This is a genomic window from Chlorogloeopsis fritschii PCC 6912 (genome assembly GCF_000317285.1).
Lineage (GTDB): Bacteria > Cyanobacteriota > Cyanobacteriia > Cyanobacteriales > Nostocaceae > Chlorogloeopsis > Chlorogloeopsis fritschii.
This window is the reverse complement of record NZ_AJLN01000063.1, coordinates 136,951-154,844: the sequence shown is the minus strand read 5'-3', so window position 1 is coordinate 154,844 and position 17,894 is coordinate 136,951. Positions and strand designations below refer to the sequence as shown.

Here is a 17,894-nt window from a genome sequence, read left to right as displayed (position 1 = left end):
ACTAGTGGCGTGTCAAAGCTAAAATAGTGCATTAAACCTTTTGCACTCATTCTATTTTCAAACAAATCGACCACAGATGGACACCGATAAACCCAGATAAAATCTGTGTTCATCTGTGTCCATCCGTGGTTGTAATTAAACTAGATCGCGATCGCTGCAAGAAGTCTATGATATTGGCAGTCAACTTCTGTTCAGATAGCGCTACTACCTTAGCAAACAACCCGCTAACGCAAAAAACACGAAGATTTCTTCGTGTCTTGCATAATATTTTTGGTTTTGGTTTTTTATATTAATACTGCGGTACTGACGGGTCGATTTCTTTACTCCAGGCAAGAATTCCACCCTTGACATTTGTACCGTCAATTCCCGCTTGCTTGAGGATTCCTAAAGCTTTGGCAGAGCGCATCCCCGATTTACAGTGGACAACCAAACGATGTCCGTTGAGAATTTCCTTGACTTTGGTAACACCTTCACCATTTTCAATATCTGGTAATGGCACCAATACCGAACCGGGAATTTTAGCAATTTCATATTCATGCGGATTGCGCACATCTAACAGTACGAAATCATCAGCGTTGCTGTCCAACAACTGCTTTAATTCCTGTACTGTCATTTCAAGAATTTCCATCTGCTGTTTTTCTTCCTCTGCTTTCGCTTGGGGAATACCGCAAAATTGCTCATAATCTATCAATTTTTCAATCACCGGGCGGATCGGATTAGGACGCAACTTCAATTCGCGGAACGTCATTTCTAGAGCATTGTAAAGCAACAGCCGTCCGCTTAAGGTTGTACCTTTACCAAGGATGATTTTTACCGTTTCCGTTGCTTGGATTGTACCGATAATACCGCACAAAACACCTAGTACTCCACCTTCTGCACAAGAGGGAACCATCCCTGGTGGTGGGGGTTCGGGGTATAAGTCACGATAATTTGGCCCGCCCTCATAGTTAAATACTGTAGCTTGCCCTTCAAATCTGAAAATAGAACCATAGACATTGGGTTTGTTCAACAACACGCAAGCATCATTAACGAGATACCGGGTAGGGAAATTATCGGTTCCGTCCACGACAATATCATAAGGTCTGATAATATCAAGGGCGTTTTCAGAGGAAAGGCGAGTTTCGTACAGATCAACCTGACAATAGGGGTTAATCTCCAAAATGCGATTTTTTGCTGATTCAATCTTGGGCTTTCCTACCCAAGAAGTACCGTGAATCACTTGGCGTTGCAGATTGGAAGCATCGACAATATCGAAATCAACAATACCGATGCGTCCGATACCCGCCGCCGCTAAATACAAAAGTAACGGCGAACCGAGTCCACCCGTACCGATACACAATACACTGGCGGCTTTGAGGCGCTTTTGCCCTTCCACGCCGACTTCTGGCAAAATCAGGTGGCGGGAGTAGCGTTCGTAATCATCTTTTGTTAACTGGATTTCGTCCAGATTTGGATTTAGCATGGTAGTTTGATGAGGAAGCGCGGACTTTTTATACTATCGAAAATTGAGAGTCAGTGGGAAATCCTAGTAAAAATTTTGCATTTTTAACTTTTAATTTTTAATTCTTCTTGTTGGAACTGGTGGTTATCATCCAGACACCAACTTTTCATTTCACTAGCTTTGCCTTTTTGTACAGAAACTATGATATACGAGTATTCTTGCCAAGCGTACTCTCGGTCAAATTCTGAGGGAATCGCTGGATGGTCGGTATGGGAGTGATAGATACCAATTATATCGAGAGAGTGTACCCGTGCTTGCTTTTGTGCTTGTAACATGACTTGAGGTGCGATCGCGTACCTTTGCCTCCTTCCGTGAACTATTTCTTCATCTAGGAAATCTGCCGCTGCTTCTGTCCCCCAAACGTTTTCTGTGGGCATAACTTCTACCACAGTTTTGCCACAATTGTTGCGATCGCCAAAGATAATACCGCAGCACTCTTCTGGGTAGGTTTTCTCAGCGTGGCTGCGGATAATTTGCCAGTCTTCTTCTCTAAGTTTAATCATGCCGCTAACAGCTAATGGCTAATAGCTAATAGCTAGTTATATCATTCACAGGTCTCGTTTTATCAGTCCACCACCATACACTCTGATTGGAGAGTGGGGACTAGGGGCTAGGGACGCTTGAAGAGGAGGAAGTGTAAGAGTAAATTCTTCTCCATCTTCCCCCTCTTGCCCATCTCTTCCTCCCCGTGTCCTCTTCTTCCTGATACCCCTTCTTTAATAAGCAAGTCTTGTATTATTTATTACTAGTAGTATGAATATTTTAATAGCCAAGCACTATCCAATTGTAAAAAATAGCAGTTAATTTTTGGTTATTAATAATCAAAAATTAACAACTAATAAATTACAACATTATTCAACATCAAAATGCATAAATTACGTCTTTATAATCGACACTGCGCCAGTATCCAAGTCATAAAGGGCACTAACAATTTTTAGTTTATTTTGACGAATAAGTTTAGCCAATATAGTTGAATTATCCTGTAGTCTTTGAGCTTGATATTTGATATTCGCTACTACCGCATCAACCTGTAAATTGTCTGTAGTAGATTTTATTTTCTCTACAGCTGGTTTAATATTCTCAACAATCAAGCCCATTCTGCCAGAAATTGGCTGGTCTTGAAGGGCGGTAGCTACTGCACCACATCTTTTATGACCTAAAACCACGATTACCTGAGAACCCAAAACATTTGTAGCGTATTCTAAACTGCCAATTGCTGACTCAGAGGCTACATTTCCAGCTATTCGCACGACAAATAAATCTCCAAGCCCTCGATCAAAAACTATTTCGGCAGGAACTCTGGAATCTGCACAACCAAGTATGGCAGCAAAAGGATATTGAGCTTGAGCAACTAATCGTATCCGTTCTAGAGATTGGTCGGGATATTTACGCTTTTGCTGAACAAATCGCTGATTTCCTTGCAGCAATAGTTTTAGAGCTTCATCTGGACTGACTGGTTTGCGTTTGGTGACTACAGCATCGGCTAGGGCAGCTTGAGAAGCGATCGCATTCTTGGCATTCCCTGACACGCTGCAACCAGCCATACTAGCCACAATACCAAGACTTCCCATTCCTGCGAGGTTAAACAAATGACGACGTCCAATAAATCCATTAATTCGGCTCATCAATCTCACTTGGTAAGTTGAATTTTGCTCTCCAAAGCTTTCACACTTGCAGGAAGATATCAACTTTAGAAAATAACTAGAGTAAGCTTTGAGACGATTTAAGAGTTATTTAATTTTTATTCCTTTGGAATGAGGCTGATATGTATTAATCTAAGTAAAATCTACTAAGTAACGCTACCTAAACAAAATACCGTATATTTTAAACTTCTTGAATATTTCATTTTTTATTTGGAATTACTTTACAGAGAGAGGATTGTAATTACCAGTTATTAACGCCAAAATCGGGATAGAGAAAAATTTGCAAATCTCTTGAATACTGAAAATATACGGGTATATCAAGAAATAAGTATCTAGGTGCGCATCTTCCAGCCCAAATATATTTACGTAATTGTCCATGATTCGACAATCTGCTTTTGGCATAGCTTTAAGTATGCTTGTCCTTGCCAGTGGATTCACAACCACCTATGCACCAGGTCACACTTCTACCAAGAAACGGTTTGCACATCAGGCGGTGTCGCTTTCATCAGGTCAGGCCACATCATCTATAACTTTTAATACAGCTGATTTAGAAAAATCAGTGTTTGCCCGTATAAATCGATATCGGGCTGCCAGGGGTTTGCCAAAACTGACTCTGAGTGCAAACGTTACCAGACAGGCAAGGATTCACAGTCTAAATATGGCTAACGGTAAAGTTCCATTTAGCCATCAGGGATTTGAACGACGAGTCAGTGCTACGCGCATTCGCTACAAAAGTGCAGCGGAAAATGTCGCTTTCAACCAAGGATATAACGATCCTGCGGCTGAAGCTATTCATGGCTGGCTCCACAGTCCCGATCACTTAGTCAATATCAAAGGCAATTACAATCTCACTGGGATTGGTGTGGCTGTCAATAGCAAAGGGGAAGTTTATTTAACGCAAATTTTCCTGAGCAACAGATAGTCTCAAGTTCATCAGCATAAATAAACGTGTTTTTCATACAGGAGGTTAGTGGGTAGTAGGGGTGGGTTTAGAAGATCAATTGTCGGTTTTAACCGTTCATATAATCAACCAAACCCGCCCGTACAGAAGTTAGTGGTAAACAACCAACCGCTAAATACTTATGGGTAGGTTTAGATGTAGTATCTGTAAGGTCAAAATACAGAAATTTCATTAAACCTACTTCACTAAAAAATTACGTGTTATGTTTATTTGTGCCTGATGACTTAACTACTAAATTTTTTGCAAAATAAAGAGGTGTTTTGTGGAACTTTTTCTACTAAACACTGCATTTATTTTGTAGCAATTCATGGAATTACAAAATTTTCAGGTTTACGATCGCGATCTTAGCGAAGCTACCCTATCCGAGTATTTAGAAGCTGATGCGATCGCTGTCGATACAGAGACAATGGGATTAATACCGCAGCGCGATCGCTTGTGTTTAGTACAACTGTGTAACGGTGAAGGGCAAGTAACTGCTATCCGTATTACTAGAGGACAAACAGAAGCTCCAAATTTAAAAAAGCTATTAGAAGCAGCAAATGTCCTAAAAGTATTTCACTTTGCACGTTTCGACCTTGCTGCTTTACGCTATCATCTTGGGATTCAAGTCAATCCCGTATTTTGTAGCAAGATTGCTAGTAAATTAGCACGTACCTACACTCAACGCCACGGACTTAAAGACGTGGTACTAGAGTTAGAACAAGTAGAATTGGACAAAAGCGCTCAAAGTTCTGACTGGGGAAACGCAGCTAACCTAACCGAAGCCCAACTAAGTTATGCTGCTAACGATGTACGCTACCTACTAAAAGTACGAGAAAAATTGATAAAAATGCTCAAGCGAGAAGAGCGCTGGGAATTAGCTCAAGAATGCTTTCGGTGTTTGCCAACTATAGTTTCCTTGGATTTATTACAATTCAAGGATTTGTTTGAACACTGAATAAAAAAGTCAATAGTCAATAGTCTATAGTACGAATGTTTTTTACTAATGACTAATGACTAATGACCAATGACTAAAAATCTATACGTCTTTTTGTTGGGTTTCTATGTGTTCTTTAACTCTAGAAACAACATTATAGTCGCCAGCACCGGGAGGAGTTTGTGATTCGATAATACCTTCAGTAGGGCCACCAATTGCCTTCCATGCTGGTAAACCGCCTCTGAGTTCAGATACGTGTTCAAAACCAGCGCTTCTCAATTGTTGTGCGGCTTGGGCAGTCTCTTCATCAGTAGCACCGTAAACGTAGATGTCACGACTTTTTGCTAAAGATGGTGTAGCTCGCTCTACCAATTGATCTAATGGCATCGCCATTGCGCCCATGATATGACCTTCGTTATATGTATTGCGATCGCGCACATCAAGAATCGTAAAAGCAGGCTCGCCCCATTCTAGGCGAGACTTCAGTACGTGCGCATCAGATTGTTGCTCGATAGGTGGTTGTGAGGGAATAATATTTTCTACTAATTTGTTATCTTTGATGTTATCCATGAATATTCCTCGCTCATTGAATTAACAGCTTGCAAAAGCCTTAGAATGTCAACAAAATCAAAGAGGCGCTATTTTTCTATCGTGTTTTGACCTCTATTCGCCAACCACTTTTGCAGAATTATATTGACTGACAAAAATGTACCCAACTAAACTCCTGAAATTTCTCTTTCCTGGGAGTGAAGCTGATAGATTTATGTCTAATGGTAGAGTTGCTTAATTAAAAATATATGTATTAAGTTTTGTGTAAATTTTTTACCATCTTGCTAAAGGTTGAATACTGAGTACTAAGTTGGGGGAGTAAACAGGGCAGAGTGCAATATACGATACGTCGCTCTGAGGAACGATGAAGGCTAGCCAGTGTGAGCGCTTTATCTATGCAGAGACTCGGATATCTAGATACTTAAATAGCTAATCAAATCTGCACTTGCTAATACTTTCCCAGTTTCACACTTGCCAACTCTGCTGCTAACTCGATCGCTGCTTTCATACTAGTAGCATCAGCTATTCCCTTACCCGCAATATCAAATGCTGTACCGTGATCCGGAGAAGTACGAATAAAAGGAAGACCAATGGTAGTATTAACTGCTCGGTCAAATGCCATTAACTTCACCGGAATTAAGCCTTGGTCGTGGTAAAGTGCCAGGTAAGCATCGGCAGCTTTGACTGAATCATCTCCACCATACCAAGCTCTACCAGGTTTAACCCACATTGTATCTGGGGGAATTAGCCCATCTAGCTGCCAATTTGGGCGTTTTTGACGTTCTTGCTCCAGCCAGGGAATTAACCAATTTTGTTCTTCTGTTCCCAGTTGTCCTTGTTCGCCACTGTGGGGATTTAAACCAGCGATCGCTATCCTTCCATTCTCAATACCAAAATCTTTCTCCAAGCAATCCACCAACAAATCGAGTTTCTGTGTCATTAATTCTGCTGTTAGAACTTTTGGTACTTGACATAAAGGAATATGTGTGGTGACAAGTAAACACCGTAGCGTCCAATTAGTGTGGGGCGATCGCGCGACAAATAACATCCCAAATCTTTGCGTGCCCGACTTTTCGGCTAAAAGTTCTGTTTGTCCTGGATAATCGTACCCCGCTGCTTTCCAAGCGGATTTGGCAATCGGAGCGGTAACAATTGCATCAAATTCACCTGAGTTTGTGCGAGCGATCGCCCATTCCATATAAGTAAAGCTCGCTGCACCACTTGCTGCATTACCCACCCCGATCGCAATTTCACTTTTAAGTTGTTCTTCTAGAGGAACATCAATGATTGACAAACTTTCTGGATTTGCTAAAGGCACCAAATTCCCATTCACAAGAACTTTGGTATAAATTTCTGATAATAAATCACGGTTACCCACAACTGTGACATCAAAATTTTTGCTCAATTCTGGGCTAGCTAAAGCTTTCAAAATTACTTCTGGCCCAATTCCAGCCGGATCTCCCATAGTGAGCGCTAGACGAGGACGATGAGTTGATAGCGATATATCATTATTTTTATTGAATTGAGACATATAGCAATCTGATTTGATTACTGAATCACTCGTAGAGACAAGGGACAGTGGACAGGGAATAGGGGACACAAAAGAAAGAACATAAAGTGTACTGAGTTTTTTTTCAAAAATCAAATAGGAGTCCTATATAAACCAATTGTTAAAGTAGGTTATAGGTTACAGTTTTCCCCCTTCCCTAAATTTGTCACAATAGTTCACACTGGTCTAATCTTATAGCTATTCTAAAAGGCTCTGGTAGACTTAACTTAATTAAACAATTCGCAAAGGAGTATTACAGCAATGGGCGGCGAAATGTTCAATGCAGCTCTGTTGTCCTTCGGCTTAATCTTTGTAGGCTGGGGTTTAGGTGTATTGTTACTGAAAATTCAAGGCGCAGAAGAGTAATTTTTTGCTTACAAGCCTTTTGAGAACGAGAGACTCTACATTGTCTCTCGTTATCCTTCGTATCTGAAATTAAAAATGTAAAATTTTGTTTGTTCATACGATTCTGTTAAAATTTGATTCATAAAACTTTAAATTTTGTAAACAACCCTCATGACACTACTAATCGTCGGTGCTACAGGCACCTTGGGAAGACAAGTGGCTCGTCGTGCCATTGATGAGGGGTATAAAGTACGTTGTCTAGTCCGGAGTCCTAAAAAAGCCGCATTTCTAAAAGAATGGGGTGCGGAAGTTGTACCGGGAGATTTGTGCTACCCCCAGACACTGCAAGCGGCACTCGAAGGTGTAACCGCTGTTATCGACGCGGCAACATCTCGTCCTACTGATTCACTGAGTATTAAACAAGTAGATTGGGATGGCAAGGTATCTTTGATACAAGCATCTTTAGCCGCAGGTGTAGAGCGTTTTATCTTCTTCTCTATACTAAATGCCGATAAGTATCCAGAAGTTCCATTGATGGAAATCAAGCGGTGTACTGAGCTATTTTTGGCAGAGTCTGGCTTGAATTACACCATATTACAGTTAGCTGGTTTCATGCAAGGCTTAATTGGTCAGTATGGTATCCCAATTTTGGAGGGACAACCTGTTTGGGTGACGGGAGAGTCTTCACCCATTGCCTACATGGACACTCAAGACATTGCCAAATTCGCGATTCGTGCTTTGAGCATACCAGAAACAGAAAAGCAAACTTTTCCGGTAGTTGGTACTCGTGCTTGGAGCGCAGAGGAAATTATTAGCCTATGCGAACGCCTATCTGGGAAAGAAGCCAGAGTGACACGGATGCCTATCAATTTACTACGTACTATACGCCGGATGATGCGATTTTTCCAGTGGGGATGGAATGTAGCAGATAGACTGGCATTTACAGAAGTACTGGCAAGTGGCAGACCTCTAAATGCGCCGATGGATGAAGTGTACCAAGTTTTTGGATTAGACCCAAAAGATACCACAACCTTAGAAAGCTATCTGCAAGAGTACTTCAACCGGATTATGAAGAAGCTCAGGGAATTAGATTACGAAAAAAATAAAAAGAAAAAGAAAAAGGAAAAAAGAACTCCGTTTAAAAAAGTCAATAGTCAGTAGAGACGCGATATATCGCCTCTGTACAACAGTCATGAGCAAAGGACAAATAACAAATAACAAATGACAAAAGACTAATGACTAAATTGTCAAAAATGTGCAAGGATTAACATAATAAAGAGCAGCACCGATCATATTGGAAATTTGAGCGTGCCGAAAGCAGGCATTATCTACAACGACGTTAAACCGATAGCAGGTCGCGTTGCTATCGAATTGAAAAACAGGTTCACTGCCGCCGGTTGGGATGTATGCATAACAACTGGTGTCGGTGGTATTTTGGGTTACTCTACCCCAGAAAGTCCCGTATGCCATACGCCCATTGAAGGTTTAACACCACCCGGTTTTGATTCCCAAACAAAGTTTGCGGTGGTGCTAGGAGGAGATGGGACAGTTTTGGCAGCAGCTCGTCTGGTTGCTCCCTGTGGCATTCCCATACTCACGGTGAATACAGGTCACATGGGGTTTTTGACAGAAACTTACTTAAACCAACTGCCCCAAGCTGTAGAGCAGCTACTAGCAGGCAAGTACGAAATTGAAGAACGGGCAATGCTGGCTGTCAAAGTGTTCCGGGAAGATTCCGCAATTTGGGAAGCCCTCTGCTTAAATGAAATGGTGCTGCATCGAGAACCATTGACCTCTATGTGCCATTTTGAAATTGCAGTGGGACGTCATGCTCCTGTTGATATTGCCGCAGATGGTGTGATTATTTCTACCCCTACTGGTTCTACTGCTTATTCGTTAAGTGCTGGCGGCCCGGTTGTCACTCCTGGTGTACCAGCATTACAATTAATTCCTATTTGCCCCCATTCACTAGCTTCCAGGGCTTTAGTTTTTCCTGATACAGAACCAGTTAATATTTACCCAGTCAATACTCCTCGGTTGGTGATGGTAGTAGATGGTAATGGCGGGTGTTATGTTTTGCCAGAGGATCGAGTACGCATAGAGCGATCGCAATACACCACCAAATTTATTCGCCTCCAACCGCCCGAATTCTTTAAAGTTTTGCGGGAAAAATTAGGTTGGGGCTTACCACACATTGCCAAGCCAACATCGGTAGAATTACCATAACTATCGAAAGGAAATTATCTTCACTACGCTCCCTTGGGTGTGGGGTGTCGGGAGAAATGTCATCCCTAAAACGCGCTTTTATATGCGGAGGAAACCTCCGATGAAAGCGCTACCCTATTCCCTCCCGCCCGTTTAAGGCAAAAAGCTAAAAGCTCAACTAAAATCTTAACTAAATATTAAATTTACTGTAACTGAAGTTTATATTGCTGAAGTTGATAGCTCAATGTTGTAGAAAATTCTAGAAAGCGATATATACTTCAACAAAAATCCACAATAACTCTTCTAACTGATATAAATACTTATCCATAAAATATTTTTGTACAATTGCAAGATACTGGGTTGCGGCAAAAGCCACCTTTAACCAGTGTCCTTCCACATCCAAAAATTCAAATTTCAGCAATGATATGACACTTGCTCATAGCCCTTGTGTTTTAGTGATTGAAGGCGACGAAAACCTAGCCAACCAAATTGCTTTTGATTTGAAAGAAGCTGGTTATGAAGCTCTTGTAGCTCATGATGGGATGAGCGGATTACAGCAAGGGCGCGATCGCCAACCAGCTTTAGTTGTGATTGACCGGATGTTAACAGGAGAATCAGGACTCTCGCTGTGTAAAAATCTTAGAAATGTCGGTATGCGATCGCCTGTATTAGTCCTTATGGCACGTGATACAGTAGATGACCGTGTAGCTTGTTTAGAAGCAGGAGCTGATGATTACTTTCTCAAGCCATACCGCTCAGAAAACTTTTTAAACTTAATTCGCCTTTACTTAAAACCCGACATCGATACCACAGAGCAGTTACGATTTGGAGAATTAGTTCTAGATCTTGCAACCCGTCGCGCTATCCACAACGAACGGGCAATTGATTTAACAATGAAAGAATTTGAACTGCTTAAGTATCTAATGGAACACCCCCGTGAAGTCTTAACCCGCGAACAAATTTTGGAAAATGTGTGGGGCTACGATTTTATGGGTGAATCGAATGTAATAGAAGTATACATTCGATATTTACGCTTAAAAATAGAAGATGAAGGTCAAAAACGCCTTATTCAAACAGTTCGGGGCGTAGGTTACGTGTTAAGAGAATCCTAGAATTGGTAAGGGGAGACACGGGGAGGTGGGGACAAGAGGACAAGGGGACAGGTGACAGGGAACAGGGGACAGGGGATAGGGGTTAACAAGTAAAAATTAATTCCTACCTACTAACCACTAACTACTAACTACTAACCACTAACCCCTAACTACTAACAAATGACCAACGACTAACCACTAACTAAATTATGATTCTTTGGCAAAGTTTACTTTCAATATTACTAGGTGTAATGTTGATAGGCTGTTCTGCTCCCACACCAGCGAAACCTCCTATTACTGCACCTAGTTCTCCCACCTCAACACCATTGAAGTTTGAACCATTACCGCAGTTGACTAACTCCGCTGGTCAACAACTACCTATTTCTGCCCGTGCTACTGTTCCCAACGGTATCAAAATTGACTTAGAAGTGGCACAAACACCCGCACAGCAAGCGATGGGCTTAATGTATCGCCCAGCTTTGCCTAAGAATCGGGGAATGTTATTTAAGTTTTCTTCACCACAACCAGTCAGTTTTTGGATGAAAAATGTACCCGTTTCTCTAGATATGGTTTTCCTACGTCAAGGAAAGATCCAAAAGATCATCCCTGCTGTACCTCCGTGTACTGCCGATCCTTGCCCTACTTACGGGCCGAGAACACAAATCGACCAAGTAATTGAATTACGTTCTGGTAGAGCGGCAGAATTGGGATTGAAAGAAGGCGATCGTATAAAAATTGATTTTTTAACTTCCGGCAATTTACGGAAATAAGAAATTTTTATTTAGTGGATTTATCTAGTATCAAAGCTAACTTTTGAAGAATTTTACTCAAAATTTAGCAATTATATTAGTAACAACTCTATTACTGAGGATTATATTTAATACAATACCAGGTCAGCCGAAGTATTGATGTTTATAAAGTTACACAAGTGTTTTAGTAATTGGAAACTAAAATCTATCGTTTGGCATACGTGTAAAGATTGGCCAATAAGAGATTATAAAGCAATGGAATCCTTCTCACTGCAGGTGTATTTAACTAAACAATTGAAGTAAAAAGGAATAATCCAATTTAACCAAATCATCTGCTTGATATTTAAACATAAAAGTATAAAAATAGCGCTAGAATAAGTACTTTCCATACTTATTCTGTCCCAGAATAGCCGATACACAAACCACGTGCCTATTCAGTGACAGATGAAGTACTGGCTACAGGTTAGTTAACAAAGGTGGCTGAAAACAAGACAATACAATCCACAGGAGGTGAATTACAAGTGTTACCATCTAACTACTCTCAATTAATTCGTTTTTTACAAGAGGATTTGGCAATTTCTGCAGCCTCCATAGACGTAGCTCTTCGCCATAGCCAGCAAGATCCTGGCCCTTTGCCAATGATTCTTTGGCAGTATGGTCTAATTACTTTAGAACAATTAGAACAAATATATGATTGGCTAGAGACGGCGGCATAGGTATGAATACCTGTTTTAGGAGAAGTGGAATATGTGGGATCTACTCTGTCTTCTACCAAGACTGCTAGAGAAAGATATTGGTTATTGCAATCTTTACCTCTACTCTTTTAAAAGCAAGCAATTAAAAAGGTGGGTTAATGAATTAACCCGCTTTTTTAGTTTTACACTGTCCCTACACTTGCTCCGAGAGTGAAATATTCCAACTTAAGTTCAGATTGACTCAATTCCAAAGGTACCATGGAGCTAAAGAAGTTGCGATCGCTTATGAGAGTCTGAACACCAGTTGCTTGATTATAAATTCTGTAGAGTGAGCACTTTTAAGCTCTATATCACTGCTTCTTGTTTTGCTGATTTGCAAGAAACGTTGTGTAACTACTTCGTTCATCAGTTTGACCTGTAATATCTGCGGCAAAAATTTGTCATGATGCAACGAAGATAGTAACTCCTTTAGCTGAAGTATTTTGCTAACAACTTGTAAGTTTTGTGTCGTCATAAGTCCTCACCACCACGTTTGTTTTCTTTTGGGCAGGAATCGGATATCTCATGCTGTAAGAGTATCCAAAGTGCCTACGAGCTTTTCAGTCGTTTTGAATATGGGTTTTGAGTTTCATCAGGAATTTTTCTGAACAAGCTTTGTTAGTTTTTTCATCCTGATTTGACCAGACTTAGCCAATAACTTTACATCCAAATACTGATGAAAAGTATTGTAGACCAATTTTCTATAAAGTCAAATTATTTTTTTAGACAATGGTAATTATTTGAGTAACTAAAATTACATTAATTTTATTTTGCAAGTAATACTGATATAGATATCAAAACTCATAATAATTGCAAATATTGATTTTTTAATGATTATTGGCGATTTTAGTAAATATTTTGTTTATTCATTTGATTAATCGCATATGTAACATTTACTAATAATATTGTATTTAATATTACTAAAACTTTGTTTATGTCTTTCTTATCTTTTTCTTATTTGCCCTTTTCGATTAAATCCTCTGCAATGAAATAAAAATTTTACCTCTGTAATATTGTTAATTTTTTTATCAATTATGTGTATTAAATAATACTATAATTATTTGGTGATTCTGATTTTAGTTTTGTACAAATCAAATATTCTACATAAATAGAATATTTAAAGAGATTGACTGAGATTTACGCCTTTTTAAGACAATATAATATTTTTTTGCTTAAATAAAACATTTTATGACTTTTATCTCATATGACCTAAATACGTATTAAAAGTAATATTTTAACTAATACTTATATGAGAAGGTTTATTTCATATTTTTTACATACAAAAAAATGCTTAAGCTGATATACTCGTTAGAAGCAAATTACGTGACGGTGCGCACGTATACAGGTTTGCATCCGAATCCCTAGATTTCGCAAGTATCTATTTTTTTCATAAAGATACTTGTTTATCTTTGCTTGATTGTGATGAAGCAAAGTAGCAAACCGCTCTTAATGTATGGGAATTGAAATTTAGTAAAATTCCCCTACGATTTATCGTTCTGCTTCCTAGAAAGTTCCCATTCTGCAATCGGGATGTGGGATATTTTGTAGAACGTCTTTGTAAATCTGACGAGTTAAGGATAGATGAGTAATAGTTCTAAAAGTCCAAACTTCCCCAAGCAAAAGTCTCTAACTAACAACATACCAAAGGGTAGAGACATCGCCGAGGTACTTATATACTTACATCATCATTCCTTTTAAACCATACGAACTCGATTTAAGTGCCACAGCTAAAGCAAAATCGCTTTTTTTCTGAATAAAGCTTTTTCCCAATAAGCTTTTACAACCTTCACTTAGCCATCTTCAAGTTTGCATAATTGTTATCCCTATTGTTATCTCTGCTGAGTTTATGCGAGCAAACCTTTATGAGGACGCATGGATGGCATTAAACAACACGACATTTCTACAACAGATTCTTGAACTTACAAACCAAGAACTCACTAATAACGATTCTCTACCTATGGCAGCAAATGCCAATAGACTGTGCTGCCAAAATATAGCCGCACAGATTTCAAAGGCGTAGTGTCTTACAGCGGTTTTTCTTTAAGGTAGGCATTCCTCACCAATCTCTTAAATGTTTACTACATAGACTTTGACGGTAATGCCCACCCTAAGATTGGTTGTCTAATCATTTGAAAAGCGCTGTGAATCTACAGGATCAAATGGCTTAAAAGTTGCTTGGTACTTTTATGGCGAGCTGCTATCCATAGCAGTTCTCGTTAGCCATGCATGGCACTTTGACTCCATCCTGCACGCAGGGATGAAAGCTTGATTCTAAGTCTTTCATTGGGGTGGGGTTGCGACTGCATTGCAAGGAAGCAAGAAGCACCATAAATCAGAGGTTTATTGTTCTGTCTGCAAGTATCTCAAAAGGCTTAACTGACAAGCGCTTGCTTTTATTTTGAAGTGTGTAAGTCAGTCAATCAAAGTCTTCCTTTACCCACACAAATTGAAAATGCTGGATTTTTCCTTCAGCTATCTATGTTCAGTTACCAAAGGTAGCTGACATCTGACGTTACTCCAAGGGAGAAATTATTGTGATGAATTTAGACATAAATTCGACAAAGGTAAGCGTTGCTAAAAAATCAAGACAGCCCCTTTACAAATTTGCGCTGAAATTTGCATTGAGCTTGACTTTGGTACTTCTATTAGGTTTTTTTGAATCAAGTCAGTTATTAGCTTCTTCTGGATCGAGCGATTTTCGCGTGCGCTCAAGTAGTGAACAGACTGTGACAGCGAGTGATGGTGTTGGTGCATTTCGTACTTTGTGCGATTTTTCTCACATGAACAACGACGATGCGATTATTTTCCCTGGGCAATCTGGCAAGTCACACTCCCACACCTATTTTGGAAATACTCAAGCTGATGCTTTTTCTAGCTATGACAGTTTAAGAAGCAGTGGTAACTCCACATGTCGAGGAGGTTCTGCTAATCGTACTGCCTACTGGGTACCAACATTATTTGATAAGCAAGGTCAAGCGATAAAACCTGCAGAGAGCCACTTCTATTACAAGTCAGGGTATTTTGGGATTGCAGCCTCTCAGATTAATGAAATTCCTGATGGGCTAAAAATGGTGGTAGGAAATGCTCAAGCAACAAGTTCTCAGAATACTGATATTTTGTATTGGGGATGTTGGAATCGATATGTAGGTAAGTCTGGTTCCATTCAGAAATGTGACGTAGGTGACTTTGTAGTTATGAATATTGACTTTCCACAATGTTGGGATGGTGTCAATCTTGATTCATCCGATCATAAGAGTCATGTTGTCTTCCCTGTGAATGGGGCTTGTCCATCAACGCATTCAGTCGCGATACCCAACATTACGATGAAAGTTCTCTATCCTGTTCCCTCAGATGGTGATGTTTCTGGATGGAGACTTTCTTCTGATTCTTATGGCACCGATCAACCTGGTGGCTATTCAATCCACGGAGACTGGTTTGACGGCTGGGATACCGAAATCAAGGACGCTTGGACAAATAACTGTGTCAAAAAAGGAATTGATTGTCATTCAAACTTGCTCGGAGATGGACGCGAGCTTTACTAGATGAGTCTATAACGCTTGCACAATAGGTATTTTCAGAATTCAGGCTATCAAGTTTAACATCCCTGCAATCTGCTAAATTTCTCCAAGATTTTCCTTTACCTATATCCTGCTGACAAATACATGAATTGCTTGATTCAGCTATGTCAGTTATCAAGGAAGGCTATCTATCATCTGTATCTTCAGGTTCCAACTTGAATGGAATGACTTATTGATCTGACAAAGTGTCACTTATTCTGAGATACAAGATTGGGATGAGAAGATATCCTTGTAGGACATAGCTCTTCTTAGAGAGTAGAATCGGCTTCCCGCATTCTTAGCATATGGTGCGGCGCAAGGGAGGATAGAATGGCAATACACGGAATACAGGAGAAATAAGGAAATTAAATCTAGATGAGAATGGGTGAATGAAATCCTTGCCCAACTTAGGAGATGCAGAGAGAAAATTTAGGTGGCAACTGAATAGAGTTATTTAGCCATAGTCCAATAACTATGGTGGGGATTCGCTGCATATTAATGAGGGCAGCATTTCTTTGGCATACAAAGAATCAAAAATAATCAGGCGATCGCAGAGTTATTCATTACTGCTAAGTGCGATCGCCCAACCAGTGAGTATGATAGTTTCAATCAATAGCAATGCTGTTTTGTGGATCATGCTCTGCTATTCCTAAGTACCATTTCTGCTGCCTTTTCTATTCAGCAGATGCAACTATACTAATCCGGGGAGGCTACCTGCCCGGCATTAAGATGATTGAGCGACCAGCGATGATCTATAGGTACAGATGAGCCTTGGCAAATTTCCTCCAAGTGCTTTTGCTGAACAGCAGCTTTCCGGAGGGTAATAATTAGCTGATTAACTTGATGTCGTAAATCCGGATTTTTACTGACTGCTAACATTGTTTGTCTTTCCAAAAGTTGCAGTATGAGTTCGTAATGAATAGGAGAAGGTAGAGGAATTTGCTCCATGAAATTGATGGGGAATTATATATTTTAGGTTTTGAAATCTGGGCTTGTTTATTAATAAATAAATTGTTACACAAGCACCAGGTAACTAGTTAAAGCCCAGATCTGCTTATTGGTGAAGATTTGGCAAAGAGATTAGCGATCGCCAATTTTGGATCTGGTGATTTTACTAAAGACTCACCGATCAGTACCGCAGATGCACCGACTTTTTCTACCACATCTAGGTCATCTGGGGTATGTATTCCTGACTCACTTACAACTAAAATATTCCGTTCCTGCAATTGTTTACCTCTTGCTGTTAAAAGTTGGCAAGTTGTTTGCAAATCAACAGAGAAATTTTCGAGGTTGCGATTATTAATACCTACTAAAGATACGCCATCTATGGCTAATACGCGGTCAAGTTCTTCCAGGGTATGAACTTCAATCAAGGCTGCCATTTTTAAGGCATTGGCAATTTTGACAAAATATTGTAAATCTCGATCGCTAAGAATCGCTGCTATTAACAGTAGCGCATCAGCACCTCGAACCCGTGCCAAGTACATTTGATAAGGATAGATGATAAATTCCTTGCACAACAACGGTAAATCTACAGCAGCACGGATGTTGGTGAGATTATCGAAACTGCCACTAAAAAACTTTTCATCCGTCAGCACCGAAATACAACTAGCACCACCTTGTTGGTATTGAAGGGCGATCGCTACTGGATCGAAATCTTGTCGTAAAACACCTTTACTTGGTGAAGCTTTTTTGACTTCAGCAATCAATGCCGGTTTTGTCTTTCCTTGTCGCAGTGCTGCCACAAAATCACGGGTTGGGGGTGCGGTGAGGGCTTGTTTTTGCAGTTCTTGTAAAGGCTGCTTTTCCCGCATTTGCTCAACTTCTTCTTCCTTCTGCCAGACAATTTTCTCCAAAATATTTCTTGGTTCAGCATCAGGCACAGCAACTTGATATCTCAAATAAGAAACGGCAACAGATGGATTGGGTGGGCGGCGACGAATTTGCATATTAGGAATTAGGGGCTAGGGATTAGAGACTGGGGGCTAGGGCTAGGAATTAGGGGCGCTTGAAGAGGAGGGGGAGGGGGAGAGGAGCCAGCGCCGTGGGCGGGTTCCCCGACTTGAGGCGACTGGCGTGGGGAGACAAGGAGCA

Annotated in this window: 19 protein-coding genes; 9 read left to right on the top strand and 10 right to left on the bottom strand. The window is 40.2% G+C overall.

From position 1 onward, the window contains the following. Positions 1 to 289 precede the first annotated feature (289 nt). The 3 genes from moeB to UYC_RS0111045 all read right to left on the bottom strand — a co-directional run bounded on the left by moeB (position 290) and on the right by UYC_RS0111045 (position 3,126). Complete coding sequence (gene moeB, locus UYC_RS0111055; protein WP_016876866.1) at positions 290 to 1,462, bottom strand: molybdopterin-synthase adenylyltransferase MoeB; 1,173 nt, start codon at positions 1,460 to 1,462, stop codon at positions 290 to 292. Between the two features lie 83 nt (positions 1,463 to 1,545). Continuing rightward, positions 1,546 to 2,004 carry a M67 family metallopeptidase gene (locus tag UYC_RS0111050; protein ID WP_016876867.1) on the bottom strand — a complete coding sequence of 153 codons (459 nt, stop codon included), beginning with the start codon at positions 2,002 to 2,004 and terminating at the stop codon, positions 1,546 to 1,548. Positions 2,005 to 2,376: 372 nt separating this feature from the next. Further along, entirely contained in the window at positions 2,377 to 3,126 is a 750-nt protein-coding gene (locus tag UYC_RS0111045) for a carbonic anhydrase (RefSeq protein WP_016876868.1), read from the bottom strand. Between the two features lie 394 nt (positions 3,127 to 3,520). Here UYC_RS0111045 and UYC_RS0111035 point away from each other — a divergent pair, with 394 nt between their 5' ends. Then, positions 3,521 to 4,066 (top strand): CAP domain-containing protein, encoded by a 546-nt coding sequence (locus UYC_RS0111035; RefSeq protein ID WP_016876869.1) that lies wholly within the window; start codon positions 3,521 to 3,523, stop codon positions 4,064 to 4,066. Positions 4,067 to 4,154: 88 nt separating this feature from the next. On the opposite strand, the gene UYC_RS39900 is transcribed toward UYC_RS0111035, so the two are convergent. Further along, positions 4,155 to 4,277, bottom strand: a complete 123-nt coding sequence (locus UYC_RS39900; protein WP_268744013.1) for a hypothetical protein — start codon at positions 4,275 to 4,277, stop codon at positions 4,155 to 4,157. A gap of 135 nt (positions 4,278 to 4,412) precedes the next feature. Here UYC_RS39900 and UYC_RS0111030 point away from each other — a divergent pair, with 135 nt between their 5' ends. Beyond that, entirely contained in the window at positions 4,413 to 5,042 is a 630-nt protein-coding gene (locus UYC_RS0111030; RefSeq protein WP_016876870.1) for a ribonuclease H-like domain-containing protein, read from the top strand. 81 nt (positions 5,043 to 5,123) lie between these two features. On the opposite strand, the gene UYC_RS0111025 is transcribed toward UYC_RS0111030, so the two are convergent. Together UYC_RS0111025 and pdxA are read right to left on the bottom strand one after the other, a co-directional pair. Continuing rightward, a complete protein-coding gene (locus UYC_RS0111025; protein ID WP_016876871.1) occupies positions 5,124 to 5,591 on the bottom strand; it encodes a rhodanese-like domain-containing protein in 468 nt (155 codons plus the stop codon). A gap of 427 nt (positions 5,592 to 6,018) precedes the next feature. After that, entirely contained in the window at positions 6,019 to 7,101 is a 1,083-nt protein-coding gene (pdxA, locus tag UYC_RS0111020) for a 4-hydroxythreonine-4-phosphate dehydrogenase PdxA (protein WP_016876872.1), read from the bottom strand. A gap of 279 nt (positions 7,102 to 7,380) precedes the next feature. On the opposite strand from pdxA, the gene petM reads away from it, so the two are divergent. From petM to UYC_RS0111005, 3 genes are all read left to right on the top strand, one after another. Continuing rightward, complete coding sequence (gene petM / locus UYC_RS0111015) at positions 7,381 to 7,485, top strand: cytochrome b6-f complex subunit PetM (RefSeq protein ID WP_016876873.1); 105 nt, start codon at positions 7,381 to 7,383, stop codon at positions 7,483 to 7,485. A gap of 150 nt (positions 7,486 to 7,635) precedes the next feature. Continuing rightward, entirely contained in the window at positions 7,636 to 8,625 is a 990-nt protein-coding gene (locus tag UYC_RS0111010; RefSeq protein WP_016876874.1) for an SDR family oxidoreductase, read from the top strand. Between the two features lie 147 nt (positions 8,626 to 8,772). Next, positions 8,773 to 9,690, top strand: coding sequence for an NAD(+) kinase (locus UYC_RS0111005; RefSeq protein WP_016876875.1), 918 nt, complete (start codon positions 8,773 to 8,775; stop codon positions 9,688 to 9,690). Positions 9,691 to 9,928: 238 nt separating this feature from the next. Here the strand turns inward: UYC_RS0111005 and UYC_RS38895 are convergent, their stop codons facing one another. After that, positions 9,929 to 10,090, bottom strand: coding sequence for a hypothetical protein (locus UYC_RS38895; protein ID WP_016876876.1), 162 nt, complete (start codon positions 10,088 to 10,090; stop codon positions 9,929 to 9,931). 4 nt (positions 10,091 to 10,094) lie between these two features. Between UYC_RS38895 and nblR the strand changes: the two genes are divergently transcribed. The 3 genes from nblR (at position 10,095) to UYC_RS0110985 (ending at position 12,225) form a co-directional block, all read left to right on the top strand. Beyond that, a complete protein-coding gene (gene nblR / locus UYC_RS0110995; RefSeq protein ID WP_016876877.1) occupies positions 10,095 to 10,781 on the top strand; it encodes a response regulator transcription factor NblR in 687 nt (228 codons plus the stop codon). A 188-nt stretch (positions 10,782 to 10,969) separates the two neighbouring features. Next, entirely contained in the window at positions 10,970 to 11,530 is a 561-nt protein-coding gene (locus UYC_RS0110990) for a DUF192 domain-containing protein (RefSeq protein WP_016879514.1), read from the top strand. 500 nt (positions 11,531 to 12,030) lie between these two features. After that, on the top strand, positions 12,031 to 12,225 hold the full coding sequence (locus UYC_RS0110985) for a DUF2949 domain-containing protein (protein WP_026087619.1): 195 nt from the start codon (positions 12,031 to 12,033) through the stop codon (positions 12,223 to 12,225). Positions 12,226 to 12,487: 262 nt separating this feature from the next. Here the strand turns inward: UYC_RS0110985 and UYC_RS0110980 are convergent, their stop codons facing one another. Then, positions 12,488 to 12,718, bottom strand: coding sequence for a hypothetical protein (locus UYC_RS0110980; RefSeq protein ID WP_016876880.1), 231 nt, complete (start codon positions 12,716 to 12,718; stop codon positions 12,488 to 12,490). Between the two features lie 2,158 nt (positions 12,719 to 14,876). Here UYC_RS0110980 and UYC_RS0110970 point away from each other — a divergent pair. Beyond that, entirely contained in the window at positions 14,877 to 15,785 is a 909-nt protein-coding gene (locus UYC_RS0110970; RefSeq protein ID WP_235083019.1) for a DUF1996 domain-containing protein, read from the top strand. A gap of 711 nt (positions 15,786 to 16,496) precedes the next feature. Here UYC_RS0110970 and UYC_RS0110965 read toward each other — a convergent pair. Together UYC_RS0110965 and trpC are read right to left on the bottom strand one after the other, a co-directional pair. After that, positions 16,497 to 16,748 (bottom strand): DUF5340 domain-containing protein, encoded by a 252-nt coding sequence (locus UYC_RS0110965; protein WP_016876883.1) that lies wholly within the window; start codon positions 16,746 to 16,748, stop codon positions 16,497 to 16,499. Between the two features lie 89 nt (positions 16,749 to 16,837). Beyond that, entirely contained in the window at positions 16,838 to 17,749 is a 912-nt protein-coding gene (trpC, locus tag UYC_RS0110960) for an indole-3-glycerol phosphate synthase TrpC (RefSeq protein WP_016876884.1), read from the bottom strand. Between the last annotated feature and the right edge of the window lie 145 nt (positions 17,750 to 17,894).

Bases quoted from the DNA above. Each gene is read 5' to 3' on its own strand.
- moeB (WP_016876866.1), bottom strand. From the start codon at position 1,462: ATGCTAAATCCAAATCTGGACGAAATCCAGTTAACAAAAGATGATTAC.
- UYC_RS0111050 (WP_016876867.1), bottom strand. From the start codon at position 2,004: ATGATTAAACTTAGAGAAGAAGACTGGCAAATTATCCGCAGCCACGCT.
- UYC_RS0111045 (WP_016876868.1), bottom strand. From the start codon at position 3,126: ATGAGCCGAATTAATGGATTTATTGGACGTCGTCATTTGTTTAACCTC.
- UYC_RS0111035 (WP_016876869.1), top strand. From the start codon at position 3,521: ATGATTCGACAATCTGCTTTTGGCATAGCTTTAAGTATGCTTGTCCTT.
- UYC_RS39900 (WP_268744013.1), bottom strand. From the start codon at position 4,277: ATGAAATTTCTGTATTTTGACCTTACAGATACTACATCTAAACCTACC.
- UYC_RS0111030 (WP_016876870.1), top strand. From the start codon at position 4,413: ATGGAATTACAAAATTTTCAGGTTTACGATCGCGATCTTAGCGAAGCT.
- UYC_RS0111025 (WP_016876871.1), bottom strand. From the start codon at position 5,591: ATGGATAACATCAAAGATAACAAATTAGTAGAAAATATTATTCCCTCA.
- pdxA (WP_016876872.1), bottom strand. From the start codon at position 7,101: ATGTCTCAATTCAATAAAAATAATGATATATCGCTATCAACTCATCGT.
- petM (WP_016876873.1), top strand. From the start codon at position 7,381: ATGGGCGGCGAAATGTTCAATGCAGCTCTGTTGTCCTTCGGCTTAATC.
- UYC_RS0111010 (WP_016876874.1), top strand. From the start codon at position 7,636: ATGACACTACTAATCGTCGGTGCTACAGGCACCTTGGGAAGACAAGTG.
- nblR (WP_016876877.1), top strand. From the start codon at position 10,095: ATGACACTTGCTCATAGCCCTTGTGTTTTAGTGATTGAAGGCGACGAA.
- UYC_RS0110990 (WP_016879514.1), top strand. From the start codon at position 10,970: ATGATTCTTTGGCAAAGTTTACTTTCAATATTACTAGGTGTAATGTTG.
- UYC_RS0110980 (WP_016876880.1), bottom strand. From the start codon at position 12,718: ATGACGACACAAAACTTACAAGTTGTTAGCAAAATACTTCAGCTAAAG.
- UYC_RS0110965 (WP_016876883.1), bottom strand. From the start codon at position 16,748: ATGGAGCAAATTCCTCTACCTTCTCCTATTCATTACGAACTCATACTG.
- trpC (WP_016876884.1), bottom strand. From the start codon at position 17,749: ATGCAAATTCGTCGCCGCCCACCCAATCCATCTGTTGCCGTTTCTTAT.